This window comes from Kutzneria buriramensis, assembly GCF_003387475.1.
Lineage (GTDB): Bacteria > Actinomycetota > Actinomycetes > Mycobacteriales > Pseudonocardiaceae > Kutzneria > Kutzneria buriramensis.
Map to the genome: position 1 here is coordinate 168343 of NZ_QUNO01000012.1, position 26012 is coordinate 194354.

Annotated in this window: 15 protein-coding genes; 5 read left to right on the plus strand and 10 right to left on the minus strand. The window is 70.9% G+C overall.

All coding sequences use genetic code 11. The features are described from left to right. Window positions 1-45 precede the first annotated feature (45 nt). Window positions 46-762, plus strand: a complete 717-nt coding sequence (locus tag BCF44_RS32635) for an alpha/beta fold hydrolase (RefSeq protein WP_116178278.1) — start codon at window positions 46-48, stop codon at window positions 760-762. Here BCF44_RS32635 and BCF44_RS32640 read toward each other — a convergent pair whose 3' ends face one another. From BCF44_RS32640 to BCF44_RS32650, 3 genes are read right to left on the minus strand one after another with little or no spacing between them, the layout of a single operon-like run. Then, window positions 763-1407 carry a response regulator gene (locus BCF44_RS32640; RefSeq protein ID WP_116178279.1) on the minus strand — a complete coding sequence of 215 codons (645 nt, stop codon included), beginning with the start codon at window positions 1405-1407 and terminating at the stop codon, window positions 763-765. Continuing rightward, window positions 1395-2750: a sensor histidine kinase gene (locus BCF44_RS32645; RefSeq protein WP_116178280.1), complete on the minus strand. Its 1356-nt coding sequence runs from the start codon at window positions 2748-2750 to the stop codon at window positions 1395-1397. The genes BCF44_RS32640 and BCF44_RS32645 overlap by 13 nt, the downstream gene beginning before the upstream one ends. A gap of 58 nt (window positions 2751-2808) precedes the next feature. Continuing rightward, window positions 2809-3750: a ribose-phosphate diphosphokinase gene (locus BCF44_RS32650; protein WP_116178281.1), complete on the minus strand. Its 942-nt coding sequence runs from the start codon at window positions 3748-3750 to the stop codon at window positions 2809-2811. Between the two features lie 132 nt (window positions 3751-3882). Between BCF44_RS32650 and BCF44_RS56870 the strand changes: the two genes are divergently transcribed. Further along, window positions 3883-5112 (plus strand): RlpA-like double-psi beta-barrel domain-containing protein, encoded by a 1230-nt coding sequence (locus BCF44_RS56870; protein ID WP_211353314.1) that lies wholly within the window; start codon window positions 3883-3885, stop codon window positions 5110-5112. 76 nt (window positions 5113-5188) lie between these two features. On the opposite strand, the gene glgB is transcribed toward BCF44_RS56870, so the two are convergent. The 4 genes from glgB to BCF44_RS32680 form a co-directional block, all read right to left on the minus strand. Further along, on the minus strand, window positions 5189-7357 hold the full coding sequence (gene glgB / locus BCF44_RS32665; protein WP_116178282.1) for a 1,4-alpha-glucan branching protein GlgB: 2169 nt from the start codon (window positions 7355-7357) through the stop codon (window positions 5189-5191). A gap of 6 nt (window positions 7358-7363) precedes the next feature. After that, window positions 7364-8698, minus strand: a complete 1335-nt coding sequence (locus tag BCF44_RS32670) for a maltokinase N-terminal cap-like domain-containing protein (RefSeq protein WP_116178283.1) — start codon at window positions 8696-8698, stop codon at window positions 7364-7366. Then, a complete protein-coding gene (gene treS / locus BCF44_RS32675) occupies window positions 8695-10470 on the minus strand; it encodes a maltose alpha-D-glucosyltransferase (protein ID WP_116178485.1) in 1776 nt (591 codons plus the stop codon). The genes BCF44_RS32670 and treS overlap by 4 nt, the downstream gene beginning before the upstream one ends. Before the next feature lie 86 nt (window positions 10471-10556). Next, a complete protein-coding gene (locus BCF44_RS32680) occupies window positions 10557-12527 on the minus strand; it encodes an alpha-1,4-glucan--maltose-1-phosphate maltosyltransferase (RefSeq protein ID WP_116178284.1) in 1971 nt (656 codons plus the stop codon). 170 nt (window positions 12528-12697) lie between these two features. On the opposite strand from BCF44_RS32680, the gene BCF44_RS32685 reads away from it, so the two are divergent. Further along, complete coding sequence (locus BCF44_RS32685; protein WP_147328718.1) at window positions 12698-13735, plus strand: hypothetical protein; 1038 nt, start codon at window positions 12698-12700, stop codon at window positions 13733-13735. Between the two features lie 246 nt (window positions 13736-13981). After that, window positions 13982-16480 (plus strand): alpha-glucan family phosphorylase, encoded by a 2499-nt coding sequence (glgP, locus tag BCF44_RS32690; RefSeq protein ID WP_116178286.1) that lies wholly within the window; start codon window positions 13982-13984, stop codon window positions 16478-16480. 211 nt (window positions 16481-16691) lie between these two features. On the opposite strand, the gene BCF44_RS32695 is transcribed toward glgP, so the two are convergent. Both BCF44_RS32695 and BCF44_RS32700 read right to left on the minus strand, forming a co-directional pair. Next, window positions 16692-17687 (minus strand): ABC transporter permease, encoded by a 996-nt coding sequence (locus BCF44_RS32695; protein ID WP_211353315.1) that lies wholly within the window; start codon window positions 17685-17687, stop codon window positions 16692-16694. Continuing rightward, window positions 17684-18316, minus strand: a complete 633-nt coding sequence (locus tag BCF44_RS32700) for an ABC transporter ATP-binding protein (protein ID WP_246015850.1) — start codon at window positions 18314-18316, stop codon at window positions 17684-17686. Before BCF44_RS32700 ends, BCF44_RS32695 begins: the two co-directional genes overlap by 4 nt. A 204-nt stretch (window positions 18317-18520) precedes the next feature. Between BCF44_RS32700 and BCF44_RS32705 the strand changes: the two genes are divergently transcribed. Next, complete coding sequence (locus tag BCF44_RS32705) at window positions 18521-24652, plus strand: type I polyketide synthase (RefSeq protein ID WP_170217865.1); 6132 nt, start codon at window positions 18521-18523, stop codon at window positions 24650-24652. Between the two features lie 69 nt (window positions 24653-24721). Here the strand turns inward: BCF44_RS32705 and BCF44_RS32710 are convergent, their stop codons facing one another. After that, window positions 24722-25837 (minus strand): SDR family oxidoreductase, encoded by a 1116-nt coding sequence (locus BCF44_RS32710; protein ID WP_116178288.1) that lies wholly within the window; start codon window positions 25835-25837, stop codon window positions 24722-24724. Window positions 25838-26012 lie beyond the last annotated feature (175 nt).

Genomic DNA, 26012 nt, shown 5'->3' on the forward strand with positions numbered 1-26012 from the left:
CTGCCCGACCCGCCCCGGGTATCGTTGGCCGGCAAGGGGGTTGACATGGACCTGACGAAACGCGGCGACGGGCCCTTGCTGCTTCTGCTGCACGGGGGCGGCGGCAGCGCCAGCAGCTACGACGCGGTGCTGGACATCCTGGCCGACCAGTACACGGTGGTCACGTACACGCAGCGCGAGGGCGGCCCGGTGGAGCGGGCCGACGAGGCGGCGGCGGTGCTCGAGGAGCTCGGCGCGACCAAGGCGGCGGTCTTCGGCAGCAGCGCCGGCGGCCTGGTCGCCCTCGACCTGGTGGCACGGCATCCGCAACGGGTCGGGCTGGTCATCGCGCACGAGCCGCCGGTCATGTCGCTGCTGCCCGATGCCGACGAGGTGATCCGGGAGTTCCACGACCTCGCCGACGCCCCCGACGCGGGCATGCGCTTTCTCCGCCTCACCGGCATGCTCGGCCCGGTCGACGAGTCCGTGATGGCGGCCGTCGCGGCGCAGCTGCACGTCGACGGCGCGGAGGTCGCCGCCTTCGTCAACCACCAGCTCGACCTCGCGGCGATCAAGGCCGGCGGTGTCCCGGTCGTGCTGGTCGCCGGCAAGGCAGTCACCGGCACGCTGCCGTTCCGCAGCGCCGAGGCAGCCGCCGACGCGCTCCGGGCGCCGCTGGTGATCTTCCCCGGCAATCACTTCGGCTACGCCCCGATGCCCGGGATCAACGACCCGGCCGCCTTCGGCCGCACCCTGCTCGACCTGCTGAGGTCCCAGCTTTAGTCAGCCCTCCAGGTACCGCAGCACGGCCAGCACGCGACGGTGCTCGGTGCTGGTCTTGGGCAGCCCCAGCTTGTTGAAGATGCCGGCCACGTACTTCTCCACGGCGCCCTCGGTGATCACCAGCCCCTCGGCGATGCCGGCGTTGGACCGGCCCTCGGCCATCAGGCTGAACGCCTGCCGCTCGCGGGGCGTCAACGTCGCCAGCGGGTCCCGGCGGCGGCTGCGCGCGACGATCTGCGACACCACCTCCGGGTCGAACACGGTGCCGCCGGCGCCGACCCGGTCCAGCGCGGACAGGAACTCCTCGACGTCGGCGACCCGGTCCTTGAGCAGGTAGCCGACGCCGTTGAGCTCGCCGGTGATCAGATCGGACGCGTAGCGCTCCTCGACGTACTGAGACAGCACCAGCACCGCGGTCGCCGGCCACTGCTGCCGGATCACCAGCGCGGCCCGCAGCCCCTCGTCGGTGTGCGTGGGCGGCATCCGTACGTCGACAACCGCCACGTCGGGGGCATGATCCGCGACCGACCGCAGCAGCTTCTCGGCGTCGTCGACGGCGTCCACCACCTCGTGGCCGTTCTCGGTCAGCAGCAGGGTCAGCCCGTGCCGCAGCAGCACGGCGTCCTCGGCGATCACGATCCGCACGGCAGCTCCAGGCTCACGGTCGTCGGCCCACCGGCCGGGCTGGTCACGGTCAGGGTGCCGTCGACGCCGGCCGCGCGGTCGGCGAGCCCGGCCAGGCCGGAGCCGCTGGACATGGCGGCCCCGCCGACCCCGTCGTCGCCGACCTCGACCCGCAGCGACGTCCCCTGCTGCCGCACGCGAACCCAGGCCCGGCCGGCCCGCGCGTGCTTGACGATGTTGGTCAGCGACTCGGCGATCATGAAGTACGCGATCGACTCGGCGGTGCGGCCGGGCCGCCGCGCCACGTCGAAGTCGATCGCCACCGGCACCTCGGAGCGGGCCGCCAGCGCGGACAGCGCGGCGTCCAGGCCCCGGTCGGCCAGCACGGGCGGGCTCAGGCCCCGGGTGAGCTCGCGCAACTCGACGATCGCCTCCTTGGCGCTGCGGTGGGCCTCCTCCAGTAGCGCCCGGGTGGCCTCCGGGTCGCTGTCGTACTTGCGGCGAGCCCGGCCGAGCAGCATCGCCAGCGCCACGAGCTGCTGCTGGGCGCCGTCGTGCAGGTCGCGTTCGATGCGTCGGCGCTCGGTCTCGGCGGCGGCCATGGCGTCCTCGCGGCGCTGCTCGACCTCGAACACCCGGGCGGCGAGCTGCTCGGCGGACAGTTGCCCCAGGTACCGCCGGGCCAGCGCGAGATGCCAGGTCAGCATCCACCGCACCAGGTAGGGCACGAGCGGCACCAGCAGCACCAACACCAGCGCCGGCACGCTCTCCCAGGGATGATCGCCGTCCAGGTACGGCTCGTAGACGGCGTCCACCGCACCGCCGATGAAGTCGCCGCCTGCGGCGATCAGCACGGCCACCGGGCCGACCCAGCAGATCGCCGCCAGCGTCCCGGTCAGCAGCGCCACCGGCAGCCGGACCAGCTCGTACGCCATCAGCCGCCAGAACTGCCGGCTGGTCGCCAGCCGTCCGAACAGCGGCAGCAGCGGGCCCCGGCGCGCCGGGAGCCGGACCGCCAGCGGAATGTCCACGCCGAGCACCGACCGGTACCAGCCGACCTCCAACCGGGCGCAGCCCTCCAGGGCGTACGCGGTGCCGATGGTCCCGAGCACCGCGGCCGGCACGGTGAGCAGCAGCAACAGCATCACCAGCCACCCGGCGGCGGTGCCGTTCTCGCGGATCGGGCCGACCAGCTCGACGAACACCACCAGCGCCGGGATGGGAGCCACCGCCACCAGCAGGCCGGCGACCAGCACCAGGGCATTGGCGCTGCTCCAGAAGACACCGCCGAGCAGGTGCAGGGTGGCCCGCCAGGTCCGCGCTTCGCCCAGCGGCCGCAGTATCCGCTCGTGCAGGCTCCCCATCACGCCTGCCAACGCTACGGACGGTTCCGGGACCCGCCTACCGGGTTAACCCCCGGAATCAGGCGTCGAACAGGGCACTCACCGACTCGCCGTTGTGGATGCGCCGGATCGCCTCGGCCATCGCCGGCGCGATGGACAGCACCGTCAGCTTGGGCGTGCGCTTCTGGGCCGCGATCGGCACGGTGTCGGTGCAGACGATCTCGCGCACGCCCGGCAGGTCGCCGATGCGCTTGATCGCGCCGTCCGCGAACAGGCCGTGCGTGCAGGCGACACGGATCGAGTTGACGCCGAGCTCGTGCAGCCGCTCGATCAGCTCGACCACGGTGCTGCCGCGGGCGATCTCGTCGTCGAGCACGATCACGTCCTTGCCGGCCACGTCGCCGATGATCGAGCTGATGCTGACCTTGTCGTCGGCGAAGCGCTGCTTGGCCCCGGCCGCCACGCCCACGCCCAGCAGCCGGGCGAAGGCCGCCGCCGGCTTGGCGTTGCCCAGGTCGGGGGAGACCACCACGGCGTTGGACAGGTCGGCGCCGCGGAAGTGGGCCGCCAGCTCGCGCAGCGCGTGCAGGTGGTCCACCGGCACGCTGAAGAAGCCGTGGACCTGTGGGGAGTGCAGGGTCATGGTCAGCACCCGGCTCGCGCCGGCGGTCACCAGCAGGTCGGCGACCAGCCGGCCGCCGATGGACACGCGCGGCATGTCCTTCTTGTCGCTGCGGGCGTACGCGTAGTGCGGGAGCACCACGGTCGTGCGGGCGGCCGAGGCGCCGCGGGCGGCGTCCAGCATCAGCAGGAGCTCGACCAGGTTCTCCTGGGTCGGCGGCACCAGCGGCTGGATCAGGAACACGTCCCGCTCGCGGCAGTTGGCCTGGAGCTGGACCTCGATGCAGTCGTTGGCGAACCGTTCGACGCGCACCGGGCGTAGTGGAACACCGAGGTGTGCGCAGATGTCGGCCGCGAGGTCGGGATGGGCGCTGCCGCTGAAGACCGCGATCTCATGCACGTGAACGGATGCTACCCGGCCGAATAACGACCGGCGGTGAACCGATCGACGGTTTCGACGGTAGTAACCCCGCGAACGTGGTTCAGACCAAGAACGACGACAGGAGACGCCGCAATGTCCTGGATTGCCGATATGAGTCCCAGTCGCAAACGCGCTGCCATCCTCGGCACCGCCGCCGCGCTGGGCGTCGCCGTCGTGCTGGGAGGTGGATTCGCGATCATCTCGGGCACCAGCCACGCGGCGACCGAGAACTGTCAGGGCCTCGACCAGGCTTTGCAGAACAACCTGAACTTCATCGCGCAGCAGAAGGCCAACCCCACCGCGGTGTCCGCGGCGAACATCGCCAACCGCGAGGCCGTGGTGGCCCAGATCCAGCAGCGCCGCCAGGCCGCCGGCTGCACCAACAACGTGACCGCCTCGGCCGACGCCAACAAGAAGAAGGGCAGCGGCGAGAACTGCAACGGCCTGCAGACGGCCCTGCAGAACAACCTGAACTTCATCGCGCAGCAGAAGGCCCACCCCGACGCCCAGTCGGCGGCGCGCATCAAGAACCGCGAGGCCGTGGTCGCCCAGATCGAGCAGCGCCTGAAGGCGGCCGGCTGCGACCAGAACGGAAACGGTTCCGGCAACGGCTGCCCGACCTCCACCGACACGAACACGCCCCCGGCGACCACCACCGACAACAACGGCGGCATGGGCAACGGCGGCATGGGCGGCGACAACGGCATGGGCAACGGGAACGGCACCGACACCAGCGCGCCCCCGACCACGACCACGACCGACAACGGCATGGGCAACGGGAACATGGGCAACGGCGGCTGCAACAACGGCGGCTGCAACAACGGCGGCATGGGCAACGGCGGCATGAGCACCGACACCAGCGCGCCCCCGACCACGACCACGACCGACAACGGCATGGGCAACGGGAACATGGGCGGCGACAACGGTGGCATGAACAACGGCGGCATGAACAACGGCGGCATGAACAACGGCGGCAACAACGGCGGCAACAACGGCTGCGGCAACGGCGGCACCGACACCGCCAACCCGACCGACACCGCGACCGCGAACCCGACCGACACCAACACCGGCACCAACGCCGGCTCCGGTTCCGCCGCCAACCAGGTCTGCAAGGGCTCCACCGTGACCACGTCCGGTGCGGGCGGCCTCACGGCCTCCAGCAACCAGTTCCCCAAGGGCACCATGCTGAAGGTCACCAACCTGGACAACAACAAGTCCATCACCGTCCCGGTGACGTCCACCTCCGGCAGCTGCGTGCTGCTCGACAACGGCGCCTTCAACCAGATCCACGAGCAGGGCAAGTTCCTGATCCGCCACGCGCTGATCCAGAAGGTCGGCTGACAACCCCGTTCACGAACACACGGACGCCCCCGAACCTGGTCCCAGGAGCCAGGAACGGGGGCGTCCGTTCGTGTGTCTAGGACTCCGGCGTCAGCCAGATGACGCCCGACGGCGGCAGCTGCACGAGCGCCGACGCGGGGCGGCCGTGCCAGGGCTTGGCCCCGGCGACGATCTCGCCCTGGTTGCCCCAGCCGGAACCGCCGTAGACCTCGGCGTCGGTGTTGACGACCTCGCGCCACGCGCCGGTGGACGGCAGGCCGACCCGGTAGTCGCGGTGCGGGCCGCCGGAGAAGTTGGCCACGCACGCCAGCACCGAGCCGTCCTCGCCCTGACGCAGGAACGACAGCACGTTGCCGGCCGAGTCGTTGGCGTCGATCCAGGAGAAGCCGTCCGGCGAAGTGTCCAGAGTGAACAGTGCCGGGCAGTCCCGGTACGCCGCGTTGAGGTCGCCGACCAGGCGCTGCACGCCGGCGTGCAGCGGGTCGTCCAGCAGCGGCCAGTCCAGCGACCGCTTCTCCGACCACTCGTCGATCTGCCCGAACTCGCCGCCCATGAACAGCAGCTGCTTGCCGGGGTGGGCCCACATGAACGCCAGCAGCGCGCGCAGCCCGGCGGCCTTGTTCCAGGCGTCGCCCGGCATCCGGCCCCACAGCGAGCCCTTGCCGTGCACCACCTCGTCGTGCGACAGCGGCAGCACGAAGTTCTCGCTCCACGCGTACATCAGCGAGAAGGTCATCTCGTTGTGGTGGTATGACCGGTGCACCGGATCGTGCGACAGGTACCGGAGCGTGTCGTGCATCCAGCCCATGTTCCACTTGAACCCGAAGCCCAGGCCGCCCAGGTGGGTGGGCCGGGTGACGCCCGGCCACGCGGTGGACTCCTCGGCGATCATCATGATCCCCGGGTGCCGCCGGTACACGGTGGCGTTGAGCTCCTGGAGGAACTGCACCGCGTCCAGATTCTCCCGGCCGCCGTGCACATTGGGCAGCCACTGCCCCTCGGGCCGCGAGTAGTCCAGGTACAACATGGACGCCACGGCGTCGACCCGCAGGCCGTCGACGTGGAACTCCTCGATCCAGTACAGCGCGTTGGCGACGAGGAAGTTGCGGACCTCGTTGCGGCCGAAGTCGAACACGAACGTGCCCCAGTCGGGCTGCTCGCCGCGGCGCGGGTCGGCGTGCTCGTACAGCGGGCTGCCGTCGAACCGGGCCAGCGCCCACTCGTCGCGCGGGAAGTGCGCCGGCACCCAGTCCACGATCACGCCGATGCCCCGCTGGTGCAGGTGGTCGACGAAGTGCCGGAACTCGTCGGGCGAGCCGAACCGCGGCGTCGGCGCGTAGTACGACGTCACCTGGTAGCCCCAGGACCCGGCGAACGGGTGCCCGGCCACCGGCAGCAGCTCGACGTGGGTGAACCCGGTCTGCAGCACGTAGTCGGCCAGCTGCTCGGCCAGCTCGCGGTAGTTCAGCCCCTTGCGCCACGAACCGATGTGCACCTCGTACGCGCTGACCGGGCGCCGCGACCAGTCGCTGGCCTCACGGGTGGTCAGCCAGTCGGCGTCCTGCCACTGGTACGACGACTCGTACACCACGGACGCGGTCGCCGGCGGCACCTCGGTGGCGAACGCCATCGGGTCCGCCTTCTCGTGCCAGGCGCCGTCCTTGCCCAGCAGCCGGAACTTGTACCTGGTGCCGACGGGCACCTCGGGCAGGAACACCTCCCACACGCCGGACCCTCCCAGCGAGCGCATCGGCGTGCCGCGGCCGTCCCAGCCGTCGAAGTCGCCGCACACCCGCACGCCCTGCGCGGTCGGCGCCCACACCGCGAACGACGTGCCGTCGACCGGCCCGCCGGGGGTGTCGTAGCGGTGCGGGTGCGCGCCCAGCACCTCCCACAGCCGCTCGTGCCGGCCCTCGCCGATCAGGTGCAGGTCCAGCTCGCCGATCGTCGGCAGCCAGCGGTACGGGTCGTCGGCGATGACGACGTTGCCGTCGCCGTAGTCGACCTCGTACCGATAGTCGCTCGGCGGCTCCGGCACCAGGCCGGCGAACAGGCCGCCCTCGACCGGGTCCAGCTCGAACCGCTTGTCGCCGACGAGCACCGACACCGAGCGGGCGCCGATGCGCAGCGCCCGCACGACGGTGCCGCCCGGGTGCGCGTGCGCGCCCAGCACCCCGTGCGGATCGTGGTGCGCACCCCCGAGCAGCCGGTCCACCTCGTCCTTGGCCGGTGCGATGCTCGTCACGACTGTTCAGTCCTCTCCGGCGGTGATCCTCGCGATGGACGCCAGCGGCACGGTCAGCCAGTCCGGCCGGTTCCCGTGCTCGTACGCCACCTCGTACACGGCTTTGTCCAGTTCCAACGCGCGCAGCAGCGGCCCCTGCTCGCGGGGGTCGTCGCCGACCTCCGCGTAGCCGTCGCAGAACGCCTCCCGGTTGCGCGCGGTCCACTCCCGCGCCCGCACCTCCAGCTGGTGGTCGGCCGGGTGACCGACCAGCAGCTGCTGCGCCGCGTAGTCGAACGAGCGCAGCATGCCCGCCACGTCCCGCAGCGGCGACCGCAGCGCGTTGCGCTCGGCCAGCGGCGCGGCCGGCTCGCCCTCGAAGTCGATGAGCCGCCAGCCGGTCGCGGTCCGCAGCACCTGGCCCAGGTGCAGGTCGCCGTGGATGAACTGCACGTCCACCAGCGACCGGCCGCTGCGGGCCTGCTCGAACACGGCTCGTAACGCCGACTCGTACGGTGCCAGCTCGGGCACGTCGGCCAGCACGGCGTCCAGCCGGCGGTGCATCGCCTGCACCGCCTCGTACAACCGCTCCGGGCCCTCCTGCCCGCTGCCCAGTGCCTTGCGCAGGTCGGCGTGCACCTCGGCGACGGACTGCCCCAGCCGGAACGCCTCACCGGCGAAGTCGCCGCCGACCTCGGCGGCGTGCAAATCGGCCTCGGCCATCAGGTCCCGCACGGACGCGGTGGCCATCGCCCAGCCCTCCACCGCGCCCTGGAGGAACTCCTGGAGGATGCCCAGCACCACGAACTCGTCGGTGATCGCGCCCAGCGGGCGGGCGATGTGCTTGGAGCCGACCGACTGGAGTGCCCGGTGCAGCTGGAGGTCCGGGTTCGGGCCGGCCACCACACGGCGGAACAGCTTGAGGATGTACTCGGTGCCGTAGATCACCGAGGTGTTGGACTGCTCCGCGCTGACCGGCTTGGCCCGCTGCGCGGGCACGATGACGGCACCTGGCTCGGGGGCGAAGTGGATCCCCTCCACCCAGGTGTCCTCGGCGATCAGCGTCAGCAGCCGGCCCATCAGCTCGGTGTCGTGCACCGCCTCGTAGTAGACGTACCCGTCGACCTCGCCGATCATCGCGTGCCCGAGGTGCTCGGGCAACTCCCGGCGGCGGCCGACCAGCAGCTGGTACTCGCCGTCGGCGGTGCTCAGCACGGCGTGCACCAGCTTCGGGTCGCCGTCCAGCAGCGTCACCGCGTCCCGGGTGGACACTTCTGACAGATCGCGGTTCTTGCCGCCGAACCACCGCTGCTCGGGCAGCCAGCGCAGCAAAGCATCGGATAGTGGAGTCAGTTCCGTCACGGCGCCTCCCCGCCCTCGGTCTCGGGGACCAGTTGGAACCAGTAGAAACCGTGCCCGGGCAGGGTCAGCAGGTACGGCAGGTCCCCGATGCGCGGGAAGCGCACGCCGCCGGTCAGCTCCAGCGGCACCAGGCCGTGGTACTCGGACAGGTCGAGCTCGACCGGCTGCGGGAAGCGCGACAGGTTGTTCACGCACAGCAGCACGTCGTCGTTCCAGCGCCGCAGGTACGCCAGCATGGACGGGTTGGTCGAGCCCAGCTCGGTGTAGGTGCCGAAGCCGAACGCCTTGTGCGCGGTCCGGACCTCCAGCATGCGGCGGGTCCAGTTCAGCAGCGACGAGCTGTTGTTGATCTGTGCCTCGACGTTGATGCCCTGGTAGCCGTAGGTGGCGTCGCCGATCACCGGCAGGTAGATCCGGTTCGGGTCGCACCGGGAGAAGCCGGCGTTGCGGTCCGGCGTCCACTGCATCGGGGTGCGCACCGCGTCCCGGTCGCCCAGCCAGATGTTGTCGCCCATGCCGATCTCGTCGCCGTAGTACAGGACGGGCGAGCCCGGCAGCGACAGCAGCATCGCCGTGAACAGCTCCTGCTGGTTGCGGTCGTTCTCCAGCAGCGGGGCCAGCCGGCGGCGGATGCCGATGTTGGCCTTCATCCGCGGGTCCTTGGCGTACTCCGCGTACATGTAGTCGCGTTCCTCGTCGGTGACCATCTCCAGCGTCAACTCGTCGTGGTTGCGCAGGAAGATGCCCCACTGGCAGCCCGACGGGATCTCCGGCGTCTGGGCCAGGATCTCCGAGATCGGGAACCGCGACTCCCGCCGCACCGCCATGAACAGCCGCGGCATCAGCGGGAAGTGGAACGCCATGTGGCACTCGTCGCCGCCGGCGTCGGCGTCGCCGAAGTACTCGACCACGTCGGCCGGCCACTGGTTGGCCTCGGCCAGCAGCACCCGGCCCGGGTACTCGACGTCGACGACCTTGCGGCAGCGGCGCAGGAACTCGTGCGTGCGCGGCAGGTTCTCGCAGTTGGTGCCCTCCTCCTCGAAGAGGTAGGGCACGGCGTCCAGCCGGAAGCCGTCGATGCCGATGTCCAGCCAGAACCGCAGGACGTCGATCATCGCCTCCTGGACCTCGGGGTTCTCGTAGTTGAGGTCCGGCTGGTGGCTGAAGAAGCGGTGCCAGTAGAACTGGCCGCGCACCGGGTCGAAGGTCCAGTTCGACGTCTCGGTGTCGACGAAGATGATCCGCGCGTCGGAGTAGCGCGAGTCGTCGTCGCTCCACACGTAGAAGTCGCCGTACGGGCCCTGCGGGTCGGTGCGCGAGGCCTGGAACCAGGCGTGCGCGTCCGAGGTGTGGTTGAGCACCAGGTCGGTGATCACCCGGATGCCCCGGCGGTGGGCCTGGTCGAGCAGGTACACGAAGTCGTCGACGGTGCCGAACTCGGGCAGCACCTGCCGGAAGTCGCTGATGTCGTAGCCGCCGTCACGCAGCGGCGACGCATAGAAAGGGGGCAGCCACAGGCAGTCCACGCCGAGCCACTCCAGGTAGTCCAGCTTCTCGGCCAGCCCGCGCAGGTCGCCGGTGCCGTCGCCGTTGGAGTCGGCGAACGCGCGCACCAGCACCTCGTAGAAGACAGCGCTCTTGTACCACTCGGGCTCCCGCGGAGCCTGCCTGGCCGTGCCGAAGTCGTCGCTGCTCGGCTCGACCAGGTGGCCGTCTTCGGTGAATTCGTTCCCCAGGACATCCGTGGTCCCGGTCTGGGGAGCGTCGGGCATCGTCGCCACCTACCCCTCGTCCATGGTCGGCAAGCCCCGCCTCCGGGGACTACCCGGGACGGGGCCGCGATATTCGTGCTGATCGGTTACTTGCGATGAATACTGATGACGTGCGCGACGGCACGCCAGGGTTCGAGCCGGACGAAGTTGGCCTGACCCCAGTCCCAGGTGTCGCCCGTGACCTCGTCGTGAGCGGTGACCCGCTCGTGCCACTCCACGCCCAGCTCGCTCAGATCCAACCAGAGCGTGCCCTGTTGGGCCTCGTGCGGATCCAGCGTCACCACCACGACCACCGTGTCGCCGGTGTCCGGATCCGTCTTGCTGTACGCGATCAGCGCGTCGTTGTCGACGTGGTGGAAGTGCAGTGTGCGCAGCTGGTGCAGCGCCGGGTGGTCCCGGCGGACCTGGTTCAGCTTGGTCAGCCACGGCTCCAGCGACCGGCCGTCCAGCAGCGCGGTGTGGTAGTCGCGCGGCCGCAGCTGGTACTTCTCGGAGTCCAGGTACTCCTCGGAGCCCTGCCGCACCGGCTCGTGCTCGAACAGCTCGAAGCCGGAGTAGACGCCCCAGGTCGGCGACATGGTCGCGGCCAGCGCGGCCCGGATGGCGAACATCGACGGGCCGCCGTGCTGCAGCGACTCGTGCAGGATGTCCGGGGTGTTCACGAACAGGTTGGGCCGGCCCTCGTCGGCGTGCTGGAGCCAATCGACCATGAAGTCGATCAGCTCCTGCTTGCCGGTGCGCCAGGTGAAGTACGTGTAGGACTGGGTGAAGCCGAGCTTGGCCAGGCCGTACTGGCGGGCCGGGCGGGTGAACGCCTCGGCCAGGAACAGCACGTCCGGGTAGCGCCGCTTGACCTCCCAGATCAGCCAGTGCCAGAAGTCCGGCGGCTTGGTGTGCGGGTTGTCCACTCGGAAGATCCGCACGCCGAGCTCGATCCAGTGCGTGATCACCCGGTTGACCTCGGCGTAGAGGCTGCGCGGCTCGTTGTCGAAGTTCAGCGGGTAGATGTCCTGGTACTTCTTCGGCGGGTTCTCGGCGTACGCGATCGTGCCGTCCGGCAGCGTGGTGAACCACTCCGGGTGCTCGGCCACCCAGGGGTGGTCGGGCGCGCACTGGAGCGCGAAGTCCAGCGCCACCTCCAGGCCCAGCTCCTCGGCGTGGTGCACGAAGCCCTTGAAGTCGGCCGTCGTGCCCAGCTCGGGGGCGATCGCGTCGTGGCCGCCGTCGGACGAGCCGATGGCCCACGGCGAGCCCACGTCGTCCGGACCGGCGTTGAGGGTGTTGTTGGGGCCCTTGCGGTTCACTCGCCCGATCGGGTGGATCGGCGGCAGGTAGGCCACGTCGAAGCCCATCGCCGCGATCCGGTCGAGCTCGCGGGTGGCCGTGACGAAGGTGCCGTGCACGGGCTTGCCGGTGTCGTCCCAGCCGCCGGTGGAGCGGGGGAAGAACTCGTACCAGGAGCCGTAGAGCGCCTTGGTCCGGTCGACCCAGATCTTGTGCACCTTGCCCCGGGTGAGCAGTTCTCGCACCGGGAACTCGTTCATGATCGTGTCGACGTCGGCCGCCAGCGCCGGGCCGACCCGCTCGGGCAGCGGCCGTTCACCGTCCCGCAACCCGGCGGCAACTCCGAGGAGAAATTCCTTGTCGTTGCGGCGTTCCGGGCGCTTGCCCACCCGCTCCACGAGCCGCGCGCCGAGTTCGAGGTCGTTGGCCAGCTCCGCGGAACCCTGGCCTGCCGCCAGTTTCTTCTCCACCGCGTGCCGCCAGGTCGCCCACGGGTCGCTCCAGGCGTCCACCCGGAACGTCCACGCGCCCTCGGCGTCCGGCACGATCGTCGCGACGAACCGGTCCAGGCCGATGCCGTGCTCGACCATGCGGGTCTGGCGGGCCACCTTGTCCTTGGGACCCTTCCACGTCACCGTGGCCGCGACCGCGTCGTGGCCCTCGCGCCACACCGTCGCGCCGACCGGGATGTGTTCTCCTACAACGGCTTTGGACGCGTAGCGGCCGCCACTGACCACCGGCGTGATGTCGTCGATGCCCAAACGTCCACTCATCGCACGCCCCTTGGTCGTCGCCCGCCGGCCGCTCATAGTGTGCCTTGACCGGCTCGGTCCTAAACCACCGGGGGACGCCTTCGTGACCATCGCGCGTGACTCCCGCCGTGACCCGGTCGCCCAACGCTAGCGTCCGAGCTGATCATCAGCCACAGCTGGGAGAACTCTTCATGTTTACTGGGGCAGGTCGCGCGTTGGCGGCCGCACTTCTCGTCACTTCGATCGCGACCGTGGTGGCGCCGACGGCGTCGGCGGCGCCCGTCTGCGTCTGGACGAGATCGGCCTTACCGACGCCGGCCGACCGGACCGCCGCCGACATCACCGGTGGCAACGATTCCGGCGTACTGGTCGGTAACACGTATCAGCCGAACTTCATCAACTCCGGCCACGGTCCGCTGTACGGCGCCGTGTGGTCCGGCGGCAAGCTCGTGGCGTCCGCCGCGACGGCCGGCGCCCAGTTCCTCGGCATCAACAACGCCGGCACCGTCGTCGGCTACACCATCGACGCCGCCGGCCACAGCCACGCGGCCACGTTCGACGCCAGCACCGGTGCCGCCACCGCGCTGCCGGTCGACCCGACTTGGCTCAACACCGACGCCGACGCGATCAACACCGCTGGCGACATCGCCGGCACCGCGGAATTCGGCGGCAGCCCGCACGTCGTCGTCTGGCACGCCGGCAGCTACAAGGTGCTGCCGCAGTCCACGTCCCGGCTCGACCTCGTGCACAGCATCGACGACCAGGGCCGGGTGCTCGCCGACATCGCGCTGCCGGTGACCCAGAACGAGCTCACCGGCGTGGTGTGGGACGCGAACGGCACCCGGCACGTGCTCGCCGGCGCGAACGGGACCACCTGGAACACCACGTACGCGCTTCGCGGCGGCGTCGTCGCCGGCTCGGCGCGCGACGCGCAGGCCACCCTGTGGAAGGCCGACGGCTCGCTCGGCAGCAAGATCGCCGGCGGCACCGCTGCCACCGCCATCGGCGCCACCGGCACCGTCGGCGGCCAGGCCTACGACACCGTGTCCCAGAAGTACAGCACCGTGCTCTGGCAGGGCGGCGCCGTCGTGGCGACGCTGCCGATCAACTCGGTGACCGCCGGTGTGGTGGCCATCGGCCCCGACGACCACACCGCCGCCGGCAACGAGTACGTCCGCACCTGGGGCGGCGGTCACGCCGACACCCCGGTGACCTGGAGTTGCATGTAGCCGGGTGATCGGGCGGAGTCGCTCGGCCCCGCCGGTGCTTCGCCCGGTTGCTGGATTTCGATCGCCGCCACCCGACGCAGCTCACGACGGAGCTGACGCGGCGGTCGAAATCCAGCAAGGGCGAGGCACCGGTCAGGAGGGGCCGAGCCGCGACGCCGGAGGCGGCGCCATTCAACACTGCAAAGTTTTGCAAAAACCCGGTGAAAGTTGCAGGAACGGGAGGGGGCGGTTATAGGGTCGCGCACCGTGAGAGCACTCCGCCGGTTCACCGTCCGCGCCAGTCTGCCCGAGCCGCTCGCGGCGCTCGGCCGCCTGGCGACCAACCTGCGCTGGACGTGGCACCCGCCGACACAGGAGCTGTTCGCCGCGGTCGACCCGGAGGCGTGGCAGCGCGCCGGCAACGACCCGCTGGCGCTGCTGCGCGACGTCCCGGCGGCGCACCTGGAGCGGCTGGCCGCCGACGAGGGCTTCCTGGCCCGGGTCCGGACAACCGCGGACGACCTCGACCGCTACCTCACAGCCCCGCGCTGGTACCAGAACCGCGGCGAGCAGACCGAGCTGCCGGCCACGATCGGGTACTTCTCGATGGAGTTCGGCGTCACCGAGGCGCTGCCCAACTACTCGGGAGGCCTGGGCGTGCTGGCCGGCGACCACCTGAAGGCGGCTTCCGACCTGGGCGTGCCGCTGATCGGCGTGGGCCTGCTCTACCGCTCCGGCTACTTCCGGCAGTCGCTGTCGCTGGACGGCTGGCAGGAGGAGCACTACCCGGTGCTCGACCCCCGCGGCCTGCCGCTGGAGCTGCTGACCGACGCCGCCGGCACGCCCGTGCAGGTCCGCGTGAGCGTGCCGGGCGACCGCACGCTGCACGCCCGGATCTGGAAGGCGCAGGTCGGCCGGGTGCCGTTGCTGCTGCTCGACTCCAACGTCGACGAGAACGACGACGACCTGCGCGGCGTCACCGACCGGCTCTACGGCGGCGACCAGGACCACCGGATCCGCCAGGAGATCCTGGCCGGCATCGGCGGCGTGCGCGCCGTGCGCATGTACTGCGACCTGACCGGCACGCCGCAGCCGGAGGTGTTCCACACCAACGAGGGCCACGCCGGCTTCCTCGGCCTGGAGCGCATCCGCGAGCTGCTGACGTCCCAGGGCCTGGAGTTCGACCAGGCGCTGGCCGCCGTGCGCGCCGGCACCCTGTTCACCACGCACACCCCGGTGCCGGCCGGCATCGACCGCTTCCCGGTCGACCTGGTGCAGCACTACTTCGGCGGCGACCGGCTGCTGCCGGGCGTGCCGATCGAGCGGGTGCTGGCGCTGGGCGCCGAGGAGAACCCCGGCCTGTTCAACATGGCCCACATGGGCCTGCGGCTGGCCCAGCGGGCCAACGGCGTGTCCAAGCTGCACGGCGAGGTCAGCCGGGGCATGTTCGGCGGCCTCTGGCAGGGCTTCGACGCCGACGAGGTGCCGATCGGCTCGGTCACCAACGGCGTGCACGGGCACACCTGGGCGGCGCCGGAGATGACCAAGCTGGAGCCGGAGCAGCTGACCGACTCCGTGCTGTGGGAGCTGCGCTGCGGGCTGCGCGGCAAGCTGGTGGACGAGGTGCGCCGCCGGGTCCGCGCGTCCTGGCTCCAGCGCGGCGCCTCGGCGCTGGAGCTGGGCTGGACGGAGTCGGTGTTCGACCCGGACGTGTTGACGGTCGGCTTCGCGCGCCGCGTGCCGACGTACAAGCGGCTGACCCTGATGCTGCGCGATCCCGAGCGGCTGCGGGCCCTGCTGCTGCACCCGGAGCGCCCGGTGCAGCTGGTGGTGGCCGGCAAGTCGCATCCGGCCGACGACGGCGGCAAGGCGCTGATCCAGCAGATCGTGAAGTTCGCCGACGACGCCGGCGTGCGGCACCGCATCGTGTTCCTGCCGGACTACGACATGTCGATGGCCCGCTACCTGTACTGGGGCTGTGACGTCTGGCTGAACAACCCGATGCGGCCGCTGGAGGCGTGCGGCACCTCGGGCATGAAGGCGGCGCTGAACGGCGGCCTGAACCTGTCCATCCGCGACGGCTGGTGGGACGAGTTCTACGACGGCAAGAACGGCTGGGCGATCCCGACCGCCGACGGCGTGCCGGACCCGAACCGCCGCGACGACCTGGAGGCGGCCGCGCTGTACGAGCTGCTGCAGGCGCAGGTCGCGCCGCTGTTCTACGACCGCAGCGCCGACGGTGTGCCGGACCGCTGGATGGCGTTGGTCCGGCACACGCTGACCGAGATGGGGCCGCAGTTGCAGGCCGAGCGCATGGTGCGGGAGTACGTGGAGACGTACTACGCGCCGGCCGGCGCGTCGGCGACGGCGGTGCGGGCCAACTCGTTCCAGGGCGCCAAGGAGCTGGCGGTCTACAAGGCGCGGATCCGGTCCGCGTGGAACCGGGTGCAGGTGACCTACACCGACCTGTCCGTCAACGGCGCGCACGCGCCGGTGGTCGGCCAGCCGGTGACGGTCCGCGCCCGGGTCGACCTGAACGGCTTGTCACCGTCGGACGTCGAGGTGCAGGCGGTCATCGGCCGTGTCGCCGATTCGGGTGAACTCTCGCAGGTGGTCACCGCGACCATGACGCCCGGCGCCGACGGCGGCTACCACGCCGAACTGGCCCTGCCCCACGTCGGCTCCGTCGGCTACACCGTCCGCGTCCTCCCCCACCACGAACTCCTGGCCACCCCAGCGGAGTTGGGCCGAGTGATCCTCGCCTAATCAGGTGGGAATGCGAGGCCGCGCCGGTGCTTCGCACGGTTGCTGGATTTCGGTCGGCCGCCACCTACGCACCCACCAGGCAGCCGATGCGGCCGACCGAAATCCGGCAAGGGCGAGGCACCGGTCACGAGCGGCCTCGCCCCGCGCGGAACGCGCGGCAAAAGACGCGGCAGGTGCTCCTCGCTTCCCTGGTGCGAGGAGACCCTGCCCGTCAGTTCGCGCCCCGCCGGATGCTCAGCGGGTACACGTTCTGCTCGGCGTGGTCCTGCGCCTGTTCCGCCGACAACGCCGCGAGCACCGCCAGTCCCTGGTAGAGCGGCATGTGATCGGTCGCCACGCAGGTCTCCCCGCACACCCGGACGCTCACGTGCACGGCCTCGCCGGGCGCGACCGGCCGGGGGATCGGCACGGAGGCGGCCGCCATCGCGGCGGTCACCGGCCGTCCGGACTTCGTGTACACCCGCGTCCGGACGTGGAACGCGACCAGCCCGATCACCGCGCACACCGCCCACCACACCGGCACGGCTGCCAGCTGCTGCCACGGCACCGAGCGGGTGAAGCCGGCGCCGACGCCGGCCTGCATGGAGCCGTACATCGGCAGGAACCGCACCAGGTCGTTGTCGGACCCGGCGTTGACCACCGGCGACTCCAGCCCGACGTCGATCAGGCTGATCATGATGATGGCGAACATGCCCTCCAGCTCGCCGCGCAGCAGCACGCCCAGCACGATGCCGATGCCGCCGTAGGTGACGGCCGCGGTGAACATGCCCAGCGCGAACAGCCACAGCTGCTGCGGGTGCCAGTAGACCCACACCATCGCGGTGGTGTACGCCGCGACCACCACCGAGCTGGCGAACAGCGCGGTCACCTTGGCCGCGAGCAGGTGCGGCCGGGGGTACCCGGCGGCGACCAGTCGCCGGTCGAACGGACCCGAACGGTAGGTCACGCTGAACATGAGGAATCCTACGATCAGGGTCACGGCGTTCAGCCCGCCGGAGATGAAGGTCAGGTGCTGCCCGTTGACGTGCAGTTCCTCGCCGCTGCCGCGGTAGCGGAACGGCAGCGGGCTCTCCGACATCATCAGGTCGATCAGCGTGATCCAGACCGGCACGAACACGGCGACCAGGATGATCGCCAGTCGGTTGCGGGCGTGCTCGACGAGCTCGAACCCGGTCGCCGTGCGGTAGAACCTCCGGCCGATGGTCATCCGGCGTGCGCCTCCACTGGCATGGGCGTGACGACCCCGTTGGCGAGCCGGTATCCGGTGTCGAGGCGGTCGATGTCGTGGCTGAGGTGGGAGATCACCAGCAGCGACCGGCCGGCGTCACGCAACTCCCCGGCCAGCTCCCAGAAGTGCAGGTAGGTCTCCCAGTCGAAGCCCTGGTACGGCTCGTCCAGCAGCACCACCGCCGGGTCGTGCATGAGCGCGATGACCAGGTTGAGCTTCTGTCGGGTGCCGCCGGACAGCGACCGCACGCGGCTGGCCCGGTACTGGGTGAAGTTCAGCCGCTCCACCAGTTCGTGCGCCCGGTGCAGGTCCTCCAGCTGGTAGGCCCGCTGGAAGTAGCGCAGGTGCTGGGCCACGGTCAGCGAATCGTTCAGCACGGTTCGTTGCGGGCAGTAACCGAGCCTGCCTCGCGGTATGACCCATCCGTGGTCCGGTTTCAGTTCACCGGCCAGAATTCGGAGCAGCGTGGTCTTGCCGGCGCCGTTTTCGCCGACGATTCCGGCCAGCTCGCCACGCTCCAGTGTGAAGTCCACGCGGTCGAGCACCTGCCGGCGGCCGAACGCCTTGCGCACGTCGGCCACATACAGCGTGGAGTTCTGTGAGGACACCTCATCACTGTCCGTCCGGCACCGGTTTTCCGCAAGTTGGCCTGCGGGAGCCGGGCCACTGTCGGGTGATCTTGGCTGCCTGCGGTTGTTGCTAGGTCAACATCGGCTCATGCTCGGCTGAACGGACATCGCATGGCCGTCCGAATTGGATTCGCATTCTTCGCCGCGGCCGGTCGTGCCAATTCCTGCGAGGGAGTGACCGGCATGGTGGAGCTCGCGCGTGAACCGATTGCCGTCATCGGTATGTCGTGTCGGTACCCGGGTGGGATCGATTCACCGGAGCGTTTCTGGCAGCTCCTGGTCCAGGGTCGCGACGTCATCCGCGAGGGCCCGCAGGGCCGCTGGGACTTCGAGGCCTTCTACGACCCGGACGTCGACGTGCCGGGCCGGTGCACCTCGCGCTGGGCCGGCTACTTCGACGACATCACCGGCTTCGACGCGGCCTTCTTCGGCATCTCGCCGCGCGAGGCCACCACCATGGACCCGCAGCACCGGCTGATGATCGAGCTGGCCTGGGAGGCGCTGGAGCGGGCCGGGCTGCCGCCGCGGGAGCTGGCCGGCAGCCGCACCGGCGTGTTCGCCGGCATGTGCCACTCCGAGTACATCGGGCGGCTGGCCGGCCGGTACGAGGACATCGACGCGTACATGATGACCGGCAACGGCCATTCCACCGCGGTCGGCCGGATCTCCTACCTGCTCGGGCTGAACGGCCCCAGCGTCGCGGTGGACACCGCCTGCTCCTCCTCGCTGGTGGCACTGCACCTGGCCTGCCAGAGCCTGGCCACCGTCGAGTCCGACATCGCGCTGGCCTCCGGCATCAACCTGATGATCAATCCGGAGACGCCGATCAGCTACTCGAAGTGGGGCATGCTGTCGCCGACGGGCCGCTGCCATCCCTTCGACGCCGGCGCGGACGGCTTCGTGCGCGGCGAGGGCGCGGGCATGGTCGTGCTGAAGCGGCTGTCCGACGCGGAGGCCGACGGCGACGAGGTGCTCGCGGTGATCCGCGCGACCGCCGTCAACCAGGACGGCCGCTCGCAGGGCCTGACCGCGCCGTCCGCGGACGCGCAGCGGGCGCTGTTCTTCGAGGCGGTCGAGAAGTCCGGCGTCGACCCGGGCCTGCTGGGCCTGATCGAGACACACGGCGCCGGCACGCCGGTCGGCGACCCCATCGAGTTCGACTCGATGCGCACGGTCTACGGCGCCGGCCGGGACCGCTGCGCGCTCGGCGGCGTGAAGTCCAACCTCGGCCACACCGAGGCCGCCGCCGGCGTTTCGGGGCTGATCAAGACCGTGCTGAGCCTCCAGCACGGGATGATCCCGCCGACGCTGAACTTCACCGGCTGGAACCCGCAGATCCACCCGGAGGACACGAGGTTCTTCGTGCCGACCGAGGTGACGTCGTGGCCGGTGCAGGACGCGCCGCGGCTGGCGGCGGTCTCGTCGTTCGGCGTCGGCGGCACCAACTCGCACGTGCTGGTCGAGCAGGCACCGCATCGAACATCGCAGCGAACACCCGACACCGGCTGCCCGACGATGATCCCGCTGTCCGCCGCCTCCTTCGAGGTGCTCGGCACCGCCGCCAGCCGTCTCGCGGAGTGGTTGCGCGACAACGACGTCTCGCTCACGGACGTGGCGCACACCCTCGCGGCCCGCCGCTCACACAACCTCGCACGCCTCGCCGTGACGGCCCGGTCCGTCGACGAGCTGGCCGCCTGCCTGGAGGGCTTCGCCGACGGCGAGCCGCAGCCGCACGTCACCTGCACGACCGCCAAGACCGCCGCCGCAAAGGGCAGCGTCTGGGTGTTCTCCGGCCAGGGCTCGCAGTGGAGCGGCATGGGCCGCCGGCTGCTGGCCGAGGAGCCGGAGTTCGCCGCCGCCATCGCCGAGATCGAGCCACTGGTGTTGGCCGAGGCGGGTTTCTCCGTCACCGACGTGATGTGCGCGCCGGAGATGTCCACCGACATCGACAAGATCCAGCCGACGCTGTTCGCCATGCAGGTCGGCCTGGCCCGGATGTGGCGGGCGGCCGGCGTGGAGCCGGCCGCGGTGATCGGCCACTCCATGGGCGAGACCGCCGCCGCGGTCGTCGCCGGCGGATTGTCCCTGTCCGACGGCGTGTTGGTGATCTGCCGCCGGTCCGCGTTGATGAAGCGGGCCTCCGGCCTGGGCACGATGGCGTCGGTCGACCTGCCCGCCGACGAGCTGGACCTGTCCGGCACGAGCGTCACCGTCGCCGTGCAGGCCTCGACCCGGTCCACGGTCGTATCCGGCGACACCGCCGAGATCGAGCGGCTGGTCGAGAGGTGGCAGGAGCAGGGCCAGATGGCGCGGCTGGTCGCCGTGGACATCGCCGCCCACTCCACCCACATGGACCCGCTGCTGGACGAGATCATGAGCGGGCTCGCCGGCCTGAAGCCGTTGCCGCCCACCGTTCCCGTGTATTCGACGGTGCTGGAGGACGCCCGCGCGGAGTTCACCTTCGACGCCCAGTACTGGGCCGCCAACCTGCGTAACCAGGTGCGTTTCGCCAACGCCGTGCAGGCCGCCGGCGAGGACGGGTACGGCGTGTTCGTCGAGGTGTCACCGCATCCCGTGACGACCTATCCGATGAGCGAGGCGCTGCCGGAAGCCGTTGTGCTGCCGACCATCAAGCGCGACTGCGACCCGTCGGAGTTCTTCGGCATCCAGCTCGGGGCCCTGTACTGCGCGGGCACGCCGATCGACTGGTCCCGCGCCTACGGCCAGGGCCGGCTCGTCGACGTGCCGACGCTGACCTGGGACCGCAAGCGGCACTGGATCGACCTGCCGCTGCCGCACCCGGACCTCCAGGTCGCCGGATCCTCGGACACCCATCCGCTGCTGGGCGTGCACGTCAAGCTGCCCGAAGGCGACGGACGCCATGTGTGGCAGGGGGATCTGGGCACGGCGGTGCTGCCGTGGCTGGCCGACCACGCGGTGGACGACGCGATCGTGTTGCCGGGCGCGGGGTTCACCGAGATGGTGCTGGCCGCCGGCTCCGAGTTCTTCGGCGTGTCGGCCGAACTCGTCGACGTGGTCGGACTTCGGTTCGATCGGCTGCTGCCGCTGGGCGAGCACACCGAGGTGTCCACCGTGCTCACGTCGCTGGCGCCGGACCGGGCGTCGGTGGCGGTGCTGACTAGCACCGAGGACGGCCTGAACTGGGTCACACATGCCACCGGCGAGGTCCGCAAGCTGGAGTCGCGCGTGCCGATGGCGCCGGCGGTGATGTCGGAACTCGTTGCGGCGCATACGGTTGTGGAGGAGCTGCCGGGGTTCTACGCCGGGCTGCGGGCCGACGGCTACTTCCACGGGCCGGCCTTCGCCGGCCTGACCGAGCTGCGCGTCGAGGATGTGGACGGCGGCACGGTGCTGGGCAAGGTCAAGGTGCCGGCCGCCGCGCGGGCCAGCGCCCGCGGTTTCCGGTTCCACCCGGTGCTGTTCGACACCTGCCTCCAGGCGCTCGGGGCCGCGCGGATCAAGGGCCGCCCGGCCGGCGCGCCCCGGCTGCTGCCGGCGGGCGTGGCCACGCTGCGGGTGTTCGGCGATCCGACTCGCGGCGTGTACTGCGAGGGCCAGGCCGTGCTCGACGACAGCGACGGCTCGTCCGCGATGGGCTGGATCCGGCTGCTGGACGCCGACGGCGCGGTCCTGGTGGAGGCGCAGGACATCCGGCTGGTGTCGCCGGAGCGTGAGCTCGGACCGCGCCGCCTGGACCCGCTGTTCCACGAGATCACCTGGCAGGCCGCGCCGCTGCCGGAGGCCTCCGTCCCCGGCAACTGGCGGATCATCGGCGACGGCCCGATGGCCGCCGAGCTGGCCGCGCTGCTGCCGTCCGACGGCGAGGTCATGGGCGTCGTCGTGCTGCCGTCGAATGCCGACGGCATGGAGCAGGTCGTCGACCTGATCGACGTGATCCGCGAGGCCGGCGACACGCGGCTGTGGATCGTCACGCAGGGCGGGCAGGCGGTGACCGCCGACGAGGACATCAACCTCGCGCAGGCGGCCCTGCGTGGCATCGGCCGCGTCGCCGGCTACGAGCACGCGGAGCTCCGGATCACCCTGGTGGACCTGGATCCCGCGTCTGACGAGCCGGCGGCGGAGCTGGCCCGGGAACTGCTCGCCGACGCGCCGGAGGACGAGGTCGCCTGGCGGGCCGGGGAACGTCTCGCGGCGCGGCTGGTCAAGGCCCCGCTGCACGACGGCACCTGGCAGTTCCGTCCACGACGGACCGTCCACTACGGACTCGACGGCTTCGCCCTCGACCTGGCCCGGCCCGGAAACCTCGACACCATGGGCCTGGTCGTGCGGCCGCGCCGCGAGCCGGCGGCCGGCGAGGTGGAGATCCAGGTGCTGGCCGGCGCGCTGAACTTCCGTGACGTGCTGCTGGCCATGGGCCTGTACCCGACGGCCGACGGCTCCCAGCCGCCGCTCGGCGGCGACTGCGCCGGCATCGTGTCGCGCGTGGGACCGGGCGTCACCGGCCTGAAGCCCGGCGACCGGGTGTTCACGCTGGCCAGCGGCTCGTTCGCGACCTACGTGACCACGCCGGCGGACCTCGTCGCGGTTATCCCCGACGGCATGACCGCCGCCGAGGCCGCCGTCGTGCCGGCCGTGTATCTGACGGCCTGGTACGCGCTGGTGCACCTGGCCCGGCTGATGCCCGGCGAGCGGGTGCTCATCCACTCCGCCACCGGCGGCCTCGGCCTCGCGGCCATCGCCATCGCCCGCAGCCGCGGCGCGGAGATCCTGGCCACCGCCGGCAGCCCCGAGAAGCGGGCCTACCTGCGGGAACTCGGCATCGAGCGCGTGATGGACTCGCGGTCGCTGGACTTCGTCGACCAGACCATGGCGTTCACCGACGGCCGCGGCGTGGACGTCGTGCTCAACTCGCTCGCCGGGCCGGCGCTGCGCGCCGGGCTGGACGTGCTGGCCGTCGGCGGCCGGTTCGTCGAGCTCGGCAAGCGGGACATCTACGCCGACACCAAGCTCGGCATGTCCCCGTTCAAGCGGAACATCACCATCAGCAGCGTCGACCTGGACCTGGTGCTGCGCACAAAGCCCGACCTGGCCTGCACGCTGCTCGGCGAGGTGGCCGAGGAGCTCACCGCCGGCCGGCTGGACTCGTTGCCGCGCAAGGAGTTCCCGCTGGAGCAGGCCGCCGACGCGTTCCGGCTGATGGCCGCGGCCAAGCACATGGGCAAGCTCGTGCTGACCGTGCCGGAGACCGGTTCCACGGTCGCCGTCGTGCCGGAGGGCATCGTGCCCGTCGCGCACGCCGACGGCGCGTACGTGATCACCGGCGGTCTCGGCGGCCTCGGCCTGGAGATGGCGCGGTGGCTGGCCGGGCTGGGGGCCGGGCGGCTCGTGCTCAACGGACGGTCGGCTCCGTCCGTGCACACCGAGGAGGTCATCGCCGAGCTGCGGGCCGCCGGCACGCAGGTCGAGGTCGTCCGCGGCGACGTGTCGTCGGCGGGGGTGGCCGAGCGGCTGGTCGCCGCCTGCGGTGACGTCCCGCTGCGGGGCATCCTGCACGCCGCCGCCGTGCTCGACGACGGCATGGTGCTCAACCTCGACCGCTCGCGGGTGGAGAAGGTGTGGCGGCCCAAGGTCGACGGCGCCTGGCACCTGCACGAGGCGTCCATCGGCCACGACCTGGACTGGTTCGTGCTGTTCTCCTCGGCCGCCTCGATGTTCGGCAACCCCGGGCAGGCCAACTACGCGGCCGCCAACGCCTGGCTGGACGCGTTCGCCCAGTGGCGGCACCACCGCGGGCTGCCGGCGCTGTCGGTGAACTGGGGCGCGTGGGGCGAGGCCGGCCGGGCGACCGGCTTCAAGGACCGTGGATTCAGCACTTTGTCGACAAAGGACGGTATCGACGCGCTGGCCACGCTGCTCGACCACGAGCGCGTGCGCACCGGCGTCTTCGCGTTCGAGGCCGACAGCTGGTTCGCGATGCTGCCGTCGGTGCTGGACTCCTCGTTCTTCGCCGCCATGCCCCGGAGTTCTCAGGGCGACGCCCCGGCGTCCGGTGGCAAGGTGCGGGCCGAGCTCGCCGAGCTGCCGGCCGAGGAGCGGCGCCGCTTCATGATCGACTATCTGGCCGGCCAGATCCGGGTGATCCTCGGTTTGAGCACCGCCAGCGTCGACGCCGACGTCCCGCTGACCAACCTCGGCTTCGACTCCCTGACGGCGTTGCAGCTGCGCAACCAGCTGGAGGCCGACCTGGCGCTGAAGATCCCGGCGACGGCCGTGTGGACCCACCCCACCCCGGCCGCCCTAGGCGACCACCTGCTCGACCAACTCTCCCTCTAGAAAAGCCACATGCGCTTCCTACTTGGCATCTGATGCCAAGTAGGAAGCGCATGTGGCGGAAAAGGGAAGTTAGGCGGAGAGGGTGTACTGCTCGCTGCCGAAGGTGCGCATCAGGTAGTCGCGGTCCACCGGCGCGGTGAAGTCGCCGGTCAGACCCAGGCGGCGCAGGCCCAGGTCGTCGAACCGCCGCCGGTAGGACATGAACGGCAGGAACGTGCTCATCGTCTGGTAGACCAGCGTCTCCCACGGCGTCGGCTGCTGCGGAGCGCTGGGCACGAACCGCCAGCTGATCGGCAGGATGTCCTCGAAGAGCTCCTCGAACACGTCGGCCAGGAGCTCCGTGCGGACGTCCCGCGGATGCACGATGTGATAGGTGTCCACATGGGACGTCGGCGCGTGCGCGGAGACCTCCACCATCAGCCGCGCGGCCTCCTCGACCTGCAACATGTTCACCAGCGCCTGCGGGTCGCCGGGGATGCGCACGACCAGCCGCTCGCGGCTCTCGCCGGTCATCGCCAGCGTGTTGACCAGCTTGCGGGCCAGCTGCATGCCGGTGAGCAGCGGATGGGTCGGCAGGTGCGGGTGCGGCCGTTGGTCGGTGACCAGCACCGACGGGCGGTGCACGACCGCCGGCCGCCCGGTGCGCGCGGACCACTCCCGCACCGCGACCTCGGCCAGGTACTTGGACTCCTCGTAGCGCGTGGTGAAGCCGTACGAGTCGTCCAGGTCGTCCTCGTAGATGCGGCCCACCGGCCGCCGCCCGGCCACCCCGATCGTGCTGACGTGATGCAGCATCGGTGTGCGCACGCCGGCGTCGGCCAGCTCGATGATCCGGCGGGTGCCGACGGTGTTGGTCAGGTGCAGCCGCTGCGGGTCGGAGTTCAGGTCGATCGACGCCGCGCAGTGCCAGATCTCGTCCAGCTCGTCGGCCAGCGCCCGGAACCGCTGCTGGGTCAGCCCCAGCATCGGCCGCTCCAGCTCGACCACCACCGTGCGCAGGCGGGCGGCGATCGCCGCGATCGCGTCGTCCGGTCGCCCGCTGGCGCGCAGGTAGCGCACGATTCGCTCGCGGGCGGGAATGCCGCCGGGACGGCTCAGCAGGATCACCGAGTCGTGCCGGTCCGCGAGGATCTCCAGCAACCGGGTGCCCAGCAGCCCGGTCGCGCCGGTAATGGCGATCGGCATGGTCGAGCGCTCCTAACTCCGCGATGCCCCCTGTGCGCGAATATTAGATCCACAAGCCGAGTACCACTCGTGATCTCGCTCGTATTGGTGAATCACCGGTGCTCAGCCGGCACTTCCGGGCGACCGGTGCCTACTGTGTTCGCAGGGCCCGGTGCTGATGCGTCATCCGGATACG

Coding starts and splice junctions, on each gene's coding strand:
- BCF44_RS32710 (WP_116178288.1), bottom strand. CDS start 25,837: ATGCCGATCGCCATTACCGGCGCGACCGGGCTGCTGGGCACCCGGTTG.
- BCF44_RS32680 (WP_116178284.1), bottom strand. CDS start 12,527: ATGAGTGGACGTTTGGGCATCGACGACATCACGCCGGTGGTCAGTGGC.
- BCF44_RS32635 (WP_116178278.1), top strand. CDS start 46: ATGGACCTGACGAAACGCGGCGACGGGCCCTTGCTGCTTCTGCTGCAC.
- BCF44_RS56870 (WP_211353314.1), top strand. CDS start 3,883: ATGAGTCCCAGTCGCAAACGCGCTGCCATCCTCGGCACCGCCGCCGCG.
- treS (WP_116178485.1), bottom strand. CDS start 10,470: ATGCCCGACGCTCCCCAGACCGGGACCACGGATGTCCTGGGGAACGAA.
- BCF44_RS32685 (WP_147328718.1), top strand. CDS start 12,698: ATGTTTACTGGGGCAGGTCGCGCGTTGGCGGCCGCACTTCTCGTCACT.
- BCF44_RS32645 (WP_116178280.1), bottom strand. CDS start 2,750: ATGGGGAGCCTGCACGAGCGGATACTGCGGCCGCTGGGCGAAGCGCGG.
- BCF44_RS32695 (WP_211353315.1), bottom strand. CDS start 17,687: ATGACCATCGGCCGGAGGTTCTACCGCACGGCGACCGGGTTCGAGCTC.
- BCF44_RS32705 (WP_170217865.1), top strand. CDS start 18,521: ATGGTGGAGCTCGCGCGTGAACCGATTGCCGTCATCGGTATGTCGTGT.